This window comes from Bradyrhizobium sp. PUT101 (assembly GCF_052043945.1).
Classification (GTDB): Bacteria; Pseudomonadota; Alphaproteobacteria; order Rhizobiales; family Xanthobacteraceae; genus Bradyrhizobium.
The window spans coordinates 2,505,357-2,519,519 of sequence record NZ_CP197207.1 but is presented as its reverse complement, the minus strand read 5'-3'; the positions used below and the strand labels follow the sequence as shown (position 1 = coordinate 2,519,519).

The following is a 14,163-nucleotide window of genomic DNA, read 5'->3' as shown; positions in this document are numbered from 1 at the left end:
GGACGATGGCAGAGAAACCGCGCCTCAAGCTTCCCAAGGAAGCGGCCAAGGGCGAAATCATCCAGATCAAGTCCCTGGTCTCGCACGTCATGGAATCGGGACAGCGCAAAGATGCGCAGGGCAAACCGATTCCGCGCAAGATCATCAACAAGTTCACCTGCGAGTTCAACGGCAAGCCGGTCTTCAGCTGCGCCCTGGAACCCGCGATCTCGGCCAACCCCTACATCCAGTTCAATGCAAGGGTGGACGAGGCAGGGACGTTCAAGTTCGCCTGGACCGACGACGACGGCTCGGTGATCACGGCCGAAGAGAAGATCGCGCTCAAGGCGTAGTGCCATAGAGCTTCGAGGGAGAGGGCGGATGCTGTCGCGATATATTGGACTCGCCGTCGCGATCGCCGCGGCCGCATCGGTGGCGACGTGTGCCTCTGCGGAGGAGGCCGAACGCAAGGGCATCCCCGCGCCTCCCGGACACGTCTTCGAGACCATCATCTCCGGCTACCAGTTCCGCAGCAAGGAGACGCGCGCGCTTCAGGACGACGATCTCGAAAACCCGGGATTCCTCGCCGTCGAGCGCGCGGCCGATGCCTGGAAGAAGGTCGAGGGCAGTGAGGGCAAGTCCTGCATGAGCTGCCATGGGGATGCCGAGACGAGCATGAAGGGCGTCGGCGCGGCGATGCCGAAATGGGACGACAAGCTGAAGAAGCCGGTCAATCTCGAGCAGCGCATCAACATCTGCCGCACCGAGAACATGAAAGCGGAGCCCTGGAAATTCAAATCCAGGGAGCTGACCGACATGACCACTTTCGTGCGCTACCAATCGCACGGCATGCCGGTGGCGGTGAAGACGGACGGGCCGATGTCGCCGTGGTTCGAGCGGGGCAAGCAGACCTACTACACGCGCTACGGTCAGCTCGATCTCGCCTGCGCGTCCTGCCACGAGCGCAACAACGGCAAGTTCATGCGTGCGGACTTCCTGAGCCAGGGTCAGATCAACGGCTTCCCGACGTATCGGCTGCGCGATCAGCGTGTGGTGCCGCTGCATGAGCGGTTCGAGGGCTGCATGTTCGACGTGCGCGCCGAGCCGTTCAAGCCGCTGTCAGATGACTTTCTTGCGCTTGAACTCTACGTCGCCTGGCGTGGCATCGGGTTGCCGGTCGAGACGCCGTCGGTGCGCAACTGAAACGATGAGTTTGCAGGAGTATTGCGCATGATCTCTCGCCGCGAGTTCATTCAGGTTGCTGCGGCAACGGCGGCACTCTCGACTGGCGTAGGCCCCGGCCTGGCCCGGGCGGTCGCCCAGCAGCGCTTGACCGAGAAGGAATTGCTGGCATTCGAGCCCCTCGGCAACGTCACGCTGGTGCACGTGACCGATATCCACGGTCAGCTGATGCCCCTCTACTTCCGCGAGCCCTCGACCAATCTCGGCGTGGGCGAGGCCAAGGGCCTTCCGCCGCACGTCACCGGCAAGGAGTTCCTCTCCCGTTTCGGCATCGCGCCCGGCTCGTCGGCGGCCTATGCTCTGACGTCGGAGGATTTCGAGGCGCTGGCCAAGACCTATGGCCGGATCGGTGGTCTCGACCGCGCCGCGACCGTGATCAAGTCCATTCGCGCCGAGCGCGGCGACAAGGTCGCGCTGCTCGACGGCGGCGACACCTGGCAGGGATCGTGGTCGTCGCTGAAGACGCGCGGCCAAGACATGATCGATTGCATGGCGCTGCTCAAGCCCGACGCCATGACTGGGCATTGGGAGTTCACTTACGGCACCGAGCGCGTCAAGCAGGCGATCGAAGGCCTCGGCTTTCCGTTCCTCGGCCTCAATATCCGCGACACCGAATGGAACGAGGCGGCGTTTGACGGCTCGACCGTGATCGAGCGCGGCGGCGTCAAGATCGCGGTGCTCGGCCAGGCTTTCCCCTATACGCCGGTCGCCAATCCGCGCTGGATGATCCCGAACTGGTCGTTCGGCGTGCGCGAGGAGGACGTTCAGGCACAGGTCGACAAGGCGCGCAAGGACGGCGCGCAACTCGTCGTGCTGCTGTCGCATAACGGTTTCGACGTCGACCGCAAGCTTGCGAGCCGCGTCAGGGGCATCGACGTCATCCTGACCGGCCACACCCATGATGCGCTGCCCGAGGCAGTGAAGGTCGGCAAGACCCTGCTGATCGCGTCGGGTTCCTCAGGCAAGTTCGTGTCGCGGCTCGACCTCGATGTCCGTGACGGGGAGGTCAAGGCGTTCCGCTACAAGCTGATTCCGTTGTTCTCCGATGTGATCACGGCGGACGCCGAGATGGCCGCGAAGATCGCCGAGGTGCGCAAGCCCTTCGCATCCGACCTCGCCAAGGTGCTCGGCAAGACGGATTCGCTGCTCTATCGGCGTGGTAATTTCAACGGCACGTTTGATGACCTGATCTGCCAGGCGCTAATGCAGGAGCGTGACGCCGAGATCGCGCTCTCACCCGGCTTCCGTTGGGGCACCAGCGTGCTCCCGGGGCAGGACATCACCTTCGAGGACGTCACCAATGCAACCGCGATCACCTATCCCGCGGTCTACCGCATGGGTATGACAGGTGCGCGATTGAAGGAGATCATCGAGGACGTCGCCGACAATCTCTTCAATGTCGACCCTTACTACCAGCAGGGCGGCGACATGGTGCGGATCGGTGGGCTCTCTTACGCGATCGATGTCACCAAGCCGCAGGGCAGCCGTATCTCGGACATGCAGATGGCCAAGACCGGCGCGCCGATCGATCCCGCCAGGGAATACAAGGTCGCCGGCTGGGCCAGCGTCAACGAAGGAACGGAGGGGCCGCCGATCTGGGACGTCGTGGGCAATTATCTGACCCGACAAAAGACCGTTCGCCTCGAACCCAACAGAGCCGTCAAAGTCACCGGAGCGTAAGAAGCGATGTCGAAGATGGACAGTCCCCGGCAATCCCGACGCAGTTTCCTGGCCGCTGGCGCCGGTGTTGCGGCTTCGGTGCTCGCAAAGCCCGCCTTGGCCGGCGGCGGCAATCCGGCGAACCAGCCTCCAAACGTGCCGGAATGGACCAAGTCCCTCGGCGAAGGCGTCGCCGTGCGTCCGTACGGCAAGCCGTCGAAATTCGAGAAGGACGTCATCCGGCGCGACGTCGAATGGCTGACTGCCTCGCGCGAGTCCTCGGTGAGCTTCACGCCGCTGCACGAACTCGAGGGCATCATCACCCCGAACGGCCTCTGCTTCGAGCGGCATCACGGCGGCATTGCGGAGATCGATCCGGCCGATCATCGCCTGATGATTCATGGGCTGGTCGAACGTCCGCTCATTGTCACGCTGGACGAACTGAAGCGCTATCCGCGCGTCAACCGAATCCACTTCATGGAATGCGCGGCGAATTCAGGCATGGAATGGCGGGGCGCCCAGCTCAATGGCTGCCAGTTCACCCACGGCATGATCCACTGCGTGCAGTATACCGGCGTCTCGCTGCGCACCCTGCTGGAAGAAGCCGGCGTCAAGACCAACGGCAAGTGGCTGCTGGTCGAAGGGGCCGATGCAGCCGCGATGGACCGCAGCCTGCCGATCGAGAAGGCGCTTGACGACTGTATCATCGCCTACAAGATGAACGGCGAGGCGCTCTATCCCGAGCAGGGCTATCCGATGCGGCTCGTGGTGCCGGGCTGGCAGGGTAATCTCTGGGTCAAGTGGCTGCGCCGTATCAAGGTCGGTGACCAGCCCTGGCACACCCGCGAAGAGACGTCGAAATACACGGATCTCATGCCGAGCGGCAAGGCGCGCCGATTCACCTGGTCGATGGACCCCAAGTCGGTGATTACGAGCCCGAGCCCGCAGGCACCGATCAGGCACGGCAAGGGCTTTACCATCGTCTCGGGGCTTGCCTGGAGCGGCAACGGCAAGGTCAAGCGCGTGGACGTCTCGCTCGACGGCGGCCGCAACTGGTGGCCGGCGCGGCTCGACGGGCCCGTTCTCGACAAGGCGCTGACGCGCTTCTACTACGAGTTCGACTGGAACGGCGAGCCGCTGCTGCTGCAATCGCGGGTCCAGGACGAGACCGGATACGTGCAGCCGAGCAAGGCCGAGCTGCGCAAGATTCGCGGCGTCAACTCCATCTACCACAACAATGGCATCCAGACCTGGCATGTGCAGGCCAACGGTGAGGTCGAGAATGTCGAAGTCGCTTAAGTTCATTGCAGCCGCGCTGATGACTTGCGCGCTGAGCGCTCAGGCGCTTGCGGAGCAGAAGACGGACGCCAGGAGCGCTCCCCGCTATCACATCGGCCGCGCGCCAACCGCGGACGAGATCCGCGGCTGGGATATCGATGTGAGGCCCGACGGCCAGGGCCTGCCGGCGGGCAAGGGAACGGTCGCCCAGGGCGAAAAGCTGTACATGGATAATTGCTCGACCTGCCACGGCGAGTTCGGCGAGGGTAACGGCCGCTGGCCGGTGCTCGCCGGCGGCAAGGGCTCGCTGACCTCGGACAACCCAGTCAAGACGGTGGGCTCGTACTGGCCTTACGCGTCCACTGTTTTCGACTACGTCAGTCACGCCATGCCCTATGGCAATGCCCAGTCGCTCTCGGTCGACGAATACTATGCGCTGGTCGCCTATGTCCTCTACCTGAACGACGTCGTCACCGACCAGAATTTCGAGCTGAGCAACAAGAATCTCGCCACGATCAAGATGCCGAACGAGCAGGGCTTCGTGATGGACGATCGCGCCACGAGCGAGAAATCGTTCTGGCAGAAGGATCCCTGCATGAAGAATTGCATCGCGCCGGTGAAGATCACCGCGCGTGCCGCTGCGATCGACGTGACGCCCGAGGACGCCAAGGACGGGAAGTCGCGGGGCGTGGAGTGAGAAGCGGCGGGGCGAGCCGCCGCGGATTCTTTCGCGGTCTGATTGCCGCCGCCTTCATCGTGACAAGTCCAGCGACCCCGTCCCGGGCGACCGAGCCGCACAAGCTCGCGCTGCAGATCAGCGACGACGACCCGGGCAAGATGCGCGCCGTCCTCGATGTTGCAGCCAACGTCTCGCGGCATTATTCCGGGCAGGGCGAGGATGTCGAGATCGTGGTGGTTGCCTTCAATGGCGGCCTCGACATGCTGCTCGAGGACCGCTCGCCGGTGAAGGAGCGCCTGCTGAACTTCCTGAAATCGATGCCCAATGTGAGCTTCATCGCCTGCGGGAATACGCTTCAGACGCTGGCGGCGAAGGAGGACAAACGACCGCCGCTGATCGAGGGCGTCAGCGTCACGCAGGTCGGGGTTGCCGCGTTGATGGATCTTGCGGAGAAGAACTGGACGATTGTCCGGCCCTAGGGAGAGAGCAGCTGATGCGATGGTTGATGGGACTGGCAGTCTTGCTCGCGCTCGCGGGGCCCACGAGTGCTGCCGAGCAGGAGCTCGAACTGTCGGTCGACGGCCGCGCGACGCTCGCGACACTGCGCTCACCCGCTGCGATGACGCCGGAGACACCGCTTGTCGTGATGACCCACGGCACGCTCGCGCACAAGGACATGGAAGTCATTCAGGGCGTTGCCAAGGCGCTGGAGCAGCGCGGCATCGCTTCGATTGCCCATACGCTGTCGCTGGGGCTCGATCGCCGCAAGGGCATGTATGACTGTGCCGAGCGGCACGACTACGTCGTCGAGGATGCGGTCGCCGAGATCGGCGCCTGGGTCGCGCGGGCGAGGGGCATGTCCCGGCTCGTCATCGCGTTCGGACATTCCCGCGGCGGCAACCAGGTCGCGCGGTATCTCGCGGCAAGCGAAACCCCACCGGTGGCGGGTGCGGTGCTGCTGGCGCCGGTGACCGCAAAGGCCGAGACCGACTTGCGCGCCTCCTATGCCCGGACCTATGGCAAGCCGCTCGAGCCGTTTGTGGAGCTGGCGACGAAGGCGATCGCGGCGGGCCGCGGCGGGGAGTGGATGGACGTACCGGGCTTCATCTATTGTCGCAATGCCGTGGTCACCGCGCGGGCCCTGATGTCTTTCTACGGTCCCGATGCCGGCCAGGACACGGCCGCACTCGTAGCCCGTGTGAGGTCGCCGGTGCTGGTGCTCGCCGCGACCAAGGATACCGTTGTGCCCGACGTGGCAGCTTCCTTTGCTTCGCTTGCAGGGTCGAGCGGGGGCAGGGTTCAGCTCGACACGATCGAGGATGCCGATCATTTCTTCCGCGACCTGTTCGCAGAAGACGTCGCCGACCGAATCGCCGTGTTCGTCAAACAGATACGATAGGAGAGGCCATGCAGCGTCGATCCATGCTTCGCGCGAGCTTTGCCGGACTATTTGGTGCCTTCGGGATGCGCCAGGCGTCCGCGGCGACGGAGACACCGGCGCGACAGCGCGCCGTCTATCATCTTGCCGATGCCGATCGTGTCGTCTTCGTTCTGGGCAATCTTCAGAACCACGTCGACGGCGTTGGCGGACCCGGCAAGGCCGACATCAGGCTGGTCGTGCATGGGCCGGCGCTGCGTGCCTTTCACGCGCTCGCGGCCCAGGACCACACCGTGGCGATGATGTCGAAGCTCGTCGATGCCGGCGTCGGCTTTGACGCCTGCGCCAACACGATGAAGGCGCAGGGCGTCAAGCTGGACGACCTCACGCCCGGCTTCGTGGTGGCCGAGAAGGGCGGCGTGGTGCGGCTCGCCGAGCTGCAGCAGCAGGGATATGCCTATCTGCGTCCCTGAGGCCGCTCTGATCCGGCATCCTGCGGCGTCGGAGCTTTGATCTGGCTCATAGAACGCGCCGACGAGATCGCTAGAACTGCAAGCTCGCAGGAACAGCCGAGGCGGACGTGCTGACGCCGATCATCGATCTCTTGGGTGAGGACCGGCTGTCATGGCTCGGCGGCCTCCTGGTCGGAGGAATGTTCGGGTTCTTCGCCCAGCGCAGCCGCTTCTGCCTGCGCGCCGCGGCGGTCGAATTCTCCCGTGGCGAGGGCGGACCGCGCCTTGCGGTCTGGCTCCTGACCTTTGCCGCGGCGCTGGTCGGCACGCAGGCCCTGGTCGCGCTCGGCTGGCTCGACGTATCCGAGGCGCGCCAGCTCGCTCAGCAGGGCAGCATCTCCGGCGCGCTCGCGGGCGGCGTGATGTTTGGCTGCGGGATGATCTTGGCGCGCGGCTGCGCCAGCCGATTGCTCGTGCTCTCAGCCAATGGCAATCTGAGAGCTCTGCTTTCGGGTCTGGTGTTTGCAGTAACCGCCCAGGCCGCTTATCGCGGTCTGTTGTCGCCCGCGCGCGAATGGGTGACCAATCTTTGGCTGGTCGATGGCGGACCGTCGCGCGACATCATGGCCGTGTTCGGCGCCGGTGCCCCCGAGAAGCTCGCATTTGGGGGATTGTGGTTGATTGCCGGATTGGCGTTCGCCTTTCGCAGCAACCTGCCACGCGGTCTCATCCTCTCCGCGCTTGCCACGGGAGCGGCAGTCGTTGCCGGTTGGCTCTTCACCTACCAGCTCTCGCAGGCCTCATTCGCGCCCGTGACGCTGAAGAGCCTCACCTTCAGCGGGCCGTCGGCCGAGTTGCTGATGTTGGTGCTGAACAGTTCGCAGCTCCGGCTCGGCTTCGACCTCGGCATTATTCTCGGCGTATTCCTCGGCTCATTCGCCGCAGCGGCGCGCGCGGGTGAGCTGAAGCTGGAAGGATTTTCGGACGGGCTCGGCATGAGACGCTATCTATTCGGCGCAGTGCTGATGGGGTTCGGCGCGATGCTCGCGGGCGGCTGCGCGGTCGGCGCCGGGGTGACCGGTGCCTCGGTATTCGCGCTCACGGCTTGGCTCGTGCTTGCTGGCATGTGGCTCGGGGCAGGGCTGACCGATCATTTTGTCGACCGCGCCGGCATACCGCGACCGCGCCAGGCGGCAAACTCGCCGACGTCGGGCGCCTGACCTATATTTTAGAGATTGCTAAATAAAAATCCTTGAATATGATTTTCCCCGATGCGCGCCGATCGAGCCGCAGGAACGCGGTAATGCGCCGCTGCCCCGGGGAAAGGCACATGACCACCATCACGGAAAGCTACGTACGCGAAGCGCCGCGCACCGCGCGGATCGACTGGTCGCCCTATCTCGTCGGCGCCGGAATCGGACTGTTGAGCTGGATCGCTTTTGCAGTATTCGGAGATCCACTCGGCGTCACCACCGCCTATTCGCGCATCGCCTCGCTGTTCGCCGTCCCGATGATCGGGCCGGAGGCTGTGGCGCAGAATTCTTACTGGAAGAGCATGCCGCTAAAGTGGGATTACGGCGTCTGGTTCCTCGTCGGCATACCGTTCGGCGCGTTCGTCTCGGCGGTGATATCGGGCACATGGCGCCTCGAGCTCGTGCCTGATGTCTGGAAGGAGCGGTTCGGCCCGTCAGTTGCGAAACGTTTCGCCGCCGCGTTTTTCGGTGGCATCGTGATCATGTACGGCGCCCGGCTCGCCGGCGGTTGCACCAGCGGGCACGGCATCTCCGGCGGTTTACAGCTTGCGGTCTCAAGCTGGCTGTTCCTGGCGGTCATGTTCGCCACCGGACTCGCTGTCTCCGCACTCATGTTCCGTACACGGTGAGGAGAATTGAAATGACCGCAATGATGACATTCCTTGGGCCGGTACTGATGGGTGCAGCCTTCGGCTTCCTCCTGCAGCGGGGCAAGGTGACGAGCTGCAACGTGATCGAGAATCAGTTTCGGTTGCGCGACTTCACCGTGCTGAAAGTGATGGGCACGGCGATCGTGGTCGGCGGCCTCGGCGTGTTGCTGCTCGTCGATACCGGCAACACGAAATACTACGTGAAGGATGCCAACATGCTGGCGGTCGCGCTCGGCGCCGCGCTGTTCGGCGTCGGCATGGTAGTCTACGGCTACTGTCCTGGGACGGCGCTTGGCGCCATCGCAACCGGCAGTGTCCATGCTCTCGTCGGCGCACTCGGTATGGTCGCCGGCGCCATCCTCTACGCGCTGAGCTTCGACTGGCTGAAGGCCCACGTGCTCAACGTCGGGGCGCTGGGCAAGGTTCGCCTCCCGGACGTGACGAACATCCCCGATATCGTCTGGTTCGCCGCACTGGCAGTCGGTGCCGGGCTGTTCTTCTGGTGGATCGAATCCACTGAAGCCAGGCAGAAGAGGGGCTAGGCAGAGTCCTGCTTCCCGCGCTGAGGCAAGCTCATCGTTTGCGAGGGCGACAGAAGAGCCGGTGCAGGTTTGAAAACAGCTCTTCGACCCGCCGGTCGGCGATGCGATACCACATCGTTTGCCCGTCGCGTCGGGCTGCGACGACGCCCTCTGCCTTCAGCTTGGCGAGGTGCTGGGACAGTGCCGAGGCGGAAAGGCCGACGTCGTCGGCGAGAGCACTTGCGGCAACCTCGCCATACTCCACCAGCCTGCAAAGGATGAGCAGGCGGTGCTCATTGGCGAACATGCGCATGAGCGCAGCCACCTCTTTGGCCTGTCGCTCCAGTTCGGTCGTGTTCAGTTGGCGCATGACAGCGGCTTCAATAGCATCTGTATTGCCGCAGTCAAACACGCTCGCACGAGGTACTTTTGATCAGTGGCGGCCACAAGGAGATCGCGATCCGGGCCGGTTGGCCTCAAGTTGCCGACAGGTACCGGAACAGGACATAGATCGCGACCGCGAAGATCAGCCCGGAAAAGACCGAGGTCAGAAGGCCACGGCGAGAGCCGAGCGACTTCGCCAACCGCGCACCGATCAGGCCGCCGAAGATTCCGCCCGTGACGAAGAGGAAGGCGATCTGCCAGTCGATCAGTCCGGAGATGGCGTAGTTCGCCGCCGTGGTCAGCCCGAACGCTGTGACAGCAACCAGCGACGAGCCGATGGCATACAGCATCGGCATGCCGGTCGCCAAGACGAGCGCAGGGACGATCAGAAAGCCGCCGCCGATCCCGAAGAAGCCGGACAACACCCCGACTCCGAGACCTGACGCAATCAGCTTCGGCAAGTTTTCCTTGGACAATCTGACGGCGGGATCGCCGAGATCGGCTCGATTTCGCAGCATCAGGCCGCCTACGACCATCATCAATACGGCGAACAGGGCGAGCAGTCGCTGCCCGTCCATGATCTTGCCGAGGGTCGAACCAAGATAGGCGCCGACCACACCGGCGCTCGCGAAAATCGCGGCGCAGCGCCATTTCACATTTCCATTGCGGGCATGCGTCGCAAGGTTGGCGGCCGCATTAACGGCCACGGCGATCGCGCTCGTGCCGATGGCTACGTGCGGATCATTTAGGCCGACCACATAGACCAGGAGCGGAACGGCGAGGATCGAGCCGCCTCCGCCAACAAGTCCAAGCGAGAATCCCACGAGGACGCCGGAGGCCGCGGAGAGAGCGGCTTCCGTCAAGAGCGCATGCATTGCGGAACTCCAGGGGCCAGCCCTTCCAGTTCGGCGGCTTGGCTTCGATGACCGGGTACGCGGACCCTACGGGCCGCGTGCCGGCTTCGGTCGGATCGGATCGTTACACGGGCAGTCCGGATCGCTTCCAAGCGTCCAGGCCGCCGTCGAGGATGTAGGCTTCGCACGCCCCGTTCAGCTTTGCTGCAAGGCGGGAGGCGTTCATCGAAGTTCGGGCGCCGCTCTTGCAGTGGAAGATTACGGCTGCTCCCGCTCTTACGGCCAGTTCCGCTTCGTGCAGTCGGGACAGCGGAAAATGATGAGCGCCGGTGATGTTCTCGCGGGCGAATTCGTCCGCTTCGCGGATGTCGACGAGGATAGCGCCCTGGTCGACGAGACGGCGCGCGGCCGCGGGATCGATTTTCGGAAGTGACATCACATGCTCCTTTTCAACGTGGTTTGATTGGCCTGCAGTACAGTTCGTGTAAGGTCGCCAACAGCTTTTCGATGCTAGGATCAGCGATCCGGTACCAGGATGTCTGGCTTTCGCGCCGGTATGTCACCAGGCCTTCATCGCGCATCTTTGCGAGATGCTGCGACAGTGCCGACTGCGACAGGCCGACGGAATCGGCGAGGGAATTGACGGTGGCCTCTCCCAGTTCCACGAGCCTGCAAAGGATCAGCAGCCGCCGCTCGTTGGCCACGGCTCGCAGCAAGTTCGCGATATCGCGGGCAGCGCTTTCGATGCCTTGCGAATTGAAGACAACCGTCACATCCATCTCGTGAGTTATTAGGTATTGCTAAATTAGGAGATGCTAATATATTTGTCAAGACCGGGGCATCGAAACCATTGGGAGATGAGCTGATGGCGAAGCCGATCATCAAAGCCTTTTTCGACGAGCCGACGAATACGATCAGCTATCTGGTGGCCGATCCTGCCACCAAAGGAGCCGCCGTCATCGATCCCGTGCTCGACTACGACCACAACGCGGGCGCGGTCGATACGCGGTCCGTCAAGGCCATCCTTCGAGAGGCCGAAGAGGAGGGCTTTCGTATCCTGTGGGTGTTGGAGACGCATGCTCATGCCGATCATCTCTCCGGCGCCCCCTACATCAAGGCCAAGACCGGCGCCCGTATCGGCATCGGCGAGCACATCAAGGATGTTCAGCGCATCTTCCGGCCCGTCTTCAACGCCGTCGACCTGGCGACGGACGGCAGTGACTTCGACCACCTGTTCAAGGACGGCGAGCACTTCCAAATAGGTGAGCTCGTCGTCGAGGTTCTGCACACGCCGGGTCACACGCCGGCGGATGTCTCTTACAAGGTCGACGACGCGGTGTTCGTCGGCGACACACTTTTCATGCCAGATTACGGCACGGCGCGTGCCGACTTTCCCGGGGGCGACGCGCAGCGATTGTATCGCTCGATCAGGCGGCTGCTCGCGCTGGCTCCCGAGACCCGGCTGTTCATGTGCCACGACTACAAGGCTCCGGGGCGCGACGAATACGCCTGGGAAACGACGGTCGCAGAGCAGCGGAGCAAGAACGTTCACGTGAAGGAGGGCATCCCCGAGGACGACTTCGTGCGCATGCGCGCAAAGCGCGACGCCACGCTTGCCGCGCCGCGTCTGCTTCTGCCTTCGATCCAGGTCAACATCCGGGCAGGGAAATTTCCTCCCAAGCAGGCCAATGGTGTGCGCTACTTGCAGATTCCGGTGAAGATGAAAGACGATGCCGAACTCGGGCTATGACGGTCTGAGGGGCAGCAGGATCAAGGGGCGCGTCGTGTTTGATGTGAAGGCGGAGGATCCGCAGGAGCGCTTCTGACGCCGGAGTAGGCCGTCAGCCTGTTGGAATAGCCGAGAGCGGCGCCGATGGTTCGCGCTGCCTCCATCACGTGAACCGAATATTCCCTGATCTGCTTGCGCTTGATGCGGGTGTCGGGGCCGGACATGCCGATCGCCCCCACGAGTTCGCCGGAGCGGCCGAGGATCGCACAAGCGCAGGCCGCGATGCCCTCGCGCCACTCGCCGTGCAGCACGGCGGAGTAGCCTTGCGCGCGAGCCAACTCGATATCTTCGCGCAGCTCCTTGATCGTCGTTCGCGTGGTCTCGGTGTAGCGCCTGAGATGTGGCCGGAATCGCTCCAGGTAGTCATCAGGCATATGTGCGAGCATCGCCTTCCCTGTCGCCATGGTGAAAGCGGGTGCGCGCATGCCCACGCTCGTATGGGCGCGGATATGGTGAGCGCTTTCGATCTTGTCGACGTAGACGACGTCGGTATCTTCGAGCACGGATAGGTGAATGGTTTCGCCGGTGATCTCGGCAAGCTTCGTCATTGCCGGTCGCGCGACGTTGATGAGATCCATCCGGTGGATGACATGGCTGCCGAGCGCCCAGATCTTGGTCGTGAGCTCGTAGGTGCTGTGCGGAGGGATCTGGCGCACATAGCCTTGGGACTGCAAAGTCATCAGCAGCCGATGCACGTTGCTCTTGGTGAGCTTCAGCTCACTCGCGAGGTCTGTGACCCCACGGGGTTGCTCGCTCAGAGCAAGTGCTTCCAGGAGACGCAGTCCCTTGGTAAAAGCCTTATCCATCCACCGGCCAAAATAGAATGATCTTTCTCTCGATCTAGCATGGTCGCGCGATCGGCAATAGCCCGTGTGTGGATCGGCCCCGATCCTTTCTGGATCGGGGCCGATCAGTCTGCCTACTGGGCCAGCAGGGCGTTGAGCTTCTCCTGCCCGTACTCCTCGTTGGTCGAATTTCCGGCCGGCGAAGGTCCGCCCCAGTAATCCGGGCTCCATTCGATCGCCTTCGAGATGTTGTCCGGGTTGTTGGCCCAGTAGCGGGCGAGCTTCTTGTCGGTGGCGGCCTCGAATACGACCCGGGAGGGAAGAGCGACCGGGAAGGTCGAGGTGAGCTGTGCCGCGCGCTTGGGCTCGAGCCGCCAGGAGAGCAGTTTCAGCGCGTTGTCGTAGTTCGGCGCGCCCTTGGGGATCGAGAAGAAGTCGTAGTAGACGAAGCCCTGGTTGAAGGTCAGATCGATCGGCGCGCCTTCAAGGGCGAGCTTGCTCATCGAACCGGTGTAGGCCATGCACATGTCGGCCTCGCCATCGAGCAGGAGCTGCGGCGGCTGTGCGGCCGTCGTCCACCATTTGGCGATGTGTGGCTTGATCTCCTTGACCTTCTTCAGCGCCCGCTCCATGTCGAGCGGGTAGAGCTTGCTCTTCTCCACGCCGTCGGCCATCAGCGCCGCTTCGAACACGAAACGCGGCCATGCCGGCATGCAGCGCCGGCCGGGGAATTTCTTCACGTCCCAGAAGTCGGCCCAGCTCGTCGGTACGTTCTCTCCTTTGTATTTGTCCTTGTTGTAGACGAGGCCGACGCCGATCACCTGCAAGGCCACGCCCTTCTTGCGCTTCAGATTGTCCGGCATCGCCGCCAGCGTCTGCTTCGCCCCGTCCGACAGCTTGGAATAGTCGATATCGGCCAGGCAGCAGTCGCCGAGCAGCTTCGTCTCCTGGTCGAAGATGAACGTCAGGTCCCATTGCGCCTTGCCGGCTTCGGCCTGAGCCTTGATGCGCGGGCCGCTACGGGCTTCCTGGACGGTGACGACCTTGATGCCGGTCTCCTTCTCGAACGGGTCGTACATGACCTTGCGCAATGCATCGCCATATCCGCCGCCCGGGTCCTGCATGATCACGACGTTGCTCTGCGCTTGAGCCAGACCCGTTCCCATCGCGACAAACAGGGCCGAGGCCAGTACGGAAGCCGATAGTCGCCAGCGTTTCATTCCCAGCATTTTCTCTTTCCTCCAGTTGAAATTGATCTGC

Annotated in this window: 18 protein-coding genes; 12 read left to right on the top strand and 6 right to left on the bottom strand. The window is 63.3% G+C overall.

Features of this window, described 5'->3' with window-relative positions; translation table 11 throughout:
* Positions 1 to 5: 5 nt before the first annotated feature.
* The 11 genes from soxZ to ACSHT2_RS12360 all read left to right on the top strand — a co-directional run bounded on the left by soxZ (position 6) and on the right by ACSHT2_RS12360 (position 9,112).
* Positions 6 to 332, top strand: a complete 327-nt coding sequence (gene soxZ / locus ACSHT2_RS12410; RefSeq protein WP_271530168.1) for a thiosulfate oxidation carrier complex protein SoxZ — start codon at positions 6 to 8, stop codon at positions 330 to 332.
* A gap of 28 nt (positions 333 to 360) precedes the next feature.
* On the top strand, positions 361 to 1,182 hold the full coding sequence (gene soxA, locus ACSHT2_RS12405) for a sulfur oxidation c-type cytochrome SoxA (RefSeq protein WP_440641812.1): 822 nt from the start codon (positions 361 to 363) through the stop codon (positions 1,180 to 1,182).
* A 27-nt stretch (positions 1,183 to 1,209) separates the two neighbouring features.
* Entirely contained in the window at positions 1,210 to 2,901 is a 1,692-nt protein-coding gene (gene soxB / locus ACSHT2_RS12400) for a thiosulfohydrolase SoxB (protein ID WP_440641811.1), read from the top strand.
* A 6-nt stretch (positions 2,902 to 2,907) separates the two neighbouring features.
* A complete protein-coding gene (gene soxC, locus ACSHT2_RS12395) occupies positions 2,908 to 4,179 on the top strand; it encodes a sulfite dehydrogenase (RefSeq protein WP_440641810.1) in 1,272 nt (423 codons plus the stop codon).
* Positions 4,163 to 4,855, top strand: a complete 693-nt coding sequence (locus ACSHT2_RS12390; protein WP_440641809.1) for a c-type cytochrome — start codon at positions 4,163 to 4,165, stop codon at positions 4,853 to 4,855. Before soxC ends, ACSHT2_RS12390 begins: the two co-directional genes overlap by 17 nt.
* A 38-nt stretch (positions 4,856 to 4,893) precedes the next feature.
* Positions 4,894 to 5,316 (top strand): DsrE family protein, encoded by a 423-nt coding sequence (locus ACSHT2_RS12385; RefSeq protein WP_440642826.1) that lies wholly within the window; start codon positions 4,894 to 4,896, stop codon positions 5,314 to 5,316.
* Between the two features lie 14 nt (positions 5,317 to 5,330).
* The gene (locus ACSHT2_RS12380; RefSeq protein WP_440641808.1) at positions 5,331 to 6,236 is read left to right on the top strand and encodes an alpha/beta hydrolase; all 906 of its coding nucleotides are present in this window, start codon (positions 5,331 to 5,333) and stop codon (positions 6,234 to 6,236) included.
* An 8-nt stretch (positions 6,237 to 6,244) separates the two neighbouring features.
* Positions 6,245 to 6,688 carry a DsrE family protein gene (locus tag ACSHT2_RS12375; protein WP_440641807.1) on the top strand — a complete coding sequence of 148 codons (444 nt, stop codon included), beginning with the start codon at positions 6,245 to 6,247 and terminating at the stop codon, positions 6,686 to 6,688.
* Positions 6,689 to 6,795: 107 nt separating this feature from the next.
* Positions 6,796 to 7,887 (top strand): YeeE/YedE family protein, encoded by a 1,092-nt coding sequence (locus tag ACSHT2_RS12370; RefSeq protein WP_440641806.1) that lies wholly within the window; start codon positions 6,796 to 6,798, stop codon positions 7,885 to 7,887.
* Between the two features lie 110 nt (positions 7,888 to 7,997).
* Positions 7,998 to 8,549 (top strand): YeeE/YedE thiosulfate transporter family protein, encoded by a 552-nt coding sequence (locus ACSHT2_RS12365; protein WP_440641805.1) that lies wholly within the window; start codon positions 7,998 to 8,000, stop codon positions 8,547 to 8,549.
* Between the two features lie 11 nt (positions 8,550 to 8,560).
* Complete coding sequence (locus ACSHT2_RS12360) at positions 8,561 to 9,112, top strand: YeeE/YedE thiosulfate transporter family protein (protein WP_440641804.1); 552 nt, start codon at positions 8,561 to 8,563, stop codon at positions 9,110 to 9,112.
* 31 nt (positions 9,113 to 9,143) lie between these two features.
* Here the strand turns inward: ACSHT2_RS12360 and ACSHT2_RS12355 are convergent, their stop codons facing one another.
* From ACSHT2_RS12355 to ACSHT2_RS12340, 4 genes are all read right to left on the bottom strand, one after another.
* Complete coding sequence (locus ACSHT2_RS12355) at positions 9,144 to 9,461, bottom strand: ArsR/SmtB family transcription factor (protein WP_440641803.1); 318 nt, start codon at positions 9,459 to 9,461, stop codon at positions 9,144 to 9,146.
* Positions 9,462 to 9,567: 106 nt separating this feature from the next.
* Positions 9,568 to 10,350: a sulfite exporter TauE/SafE family protein gene (locus tag ACSHT2_RS12350; RefSeq protein WP_440641802.1), complete on the bottom strand. Its 783-nt coding sequence runs from the start codon at positions 10,348 to 10,350 to the stop codon at positions 9,568 to 9,570.
* A gap of 103 nt (positions 10,351 to 10,453) precedes the next feature.
* Complete coding sequence (locus ACSHT2_RS12345; RefSeq protein WP_319334803.1) at positions 10,454 to 10,765, bottom strand: rhodanese-like domain-containing protein; 312 nt, start codon at positions 10,763 to 10,765, stop codon at positions 10,454 to 10,456.
* Positions 10,766 to 10,778: 13 nt separating this feature from the next.
* Positions 10,779 to 11,108, bottom strand: coding sequence for an ArsR/SmtB family transcription factor (locus ACSHT2_RS12340; protein WP_440641801.1), 330 nt, complete (start codon positions 11,106 to 11,108; stop codon positions 10,779 to 10,781).
* A gap of 86 nt (positions 11,109 to 11,194) precedes the next feature.
* On the opposite strand from ACSHT2_RS12340, the gene ACSHT2_RS12335 reads away from it, so the two are divergent.
* The gene (locus ACSHT2_RS12335; RefSeq protein ID WP_440641800.1) at positions 11,195 to 12,079 is read left to right on the top strand and encodes an MBL fold metallo-hydrolase; all 885 of its coding nucleotides are present in this window, start codon (positions 11,195 to 11,197) and stop codon (positions 12,077 to 12,079) included.
* Between the two features lie 20 nt (positions 12,080 to 12,099).
* Here ACSHT2_RS12335 and ACSHT2_RS12330 read toward each other — a convergent pair whose 3' ends face one another.
* A complete protein-coding gene (locus tag ACSHT2_RS12330; protein WP_440641799.1) occupies positions 12,100 to 12,924 on the bottom strand; it encodes an IclR family transcriptional regulator in 825 nt (274 codons plus the stop codon).
* 113 nt (positions 12,925 to 13,037) lie between these two features.
* Complete coding sequence (locus tag ACSHT2_RS12325) at positions 13,038 to 14,132, bottom strand: extracellular solute-binding protein (protein ID WP_319334793.1); 1,095 nt, start codon at positions 14,130 to 14,132, stop codon at positions 13,038 to 13,040.
* Positions 14,133 to 14,163 lie beyond the last annotated feature (31 nt).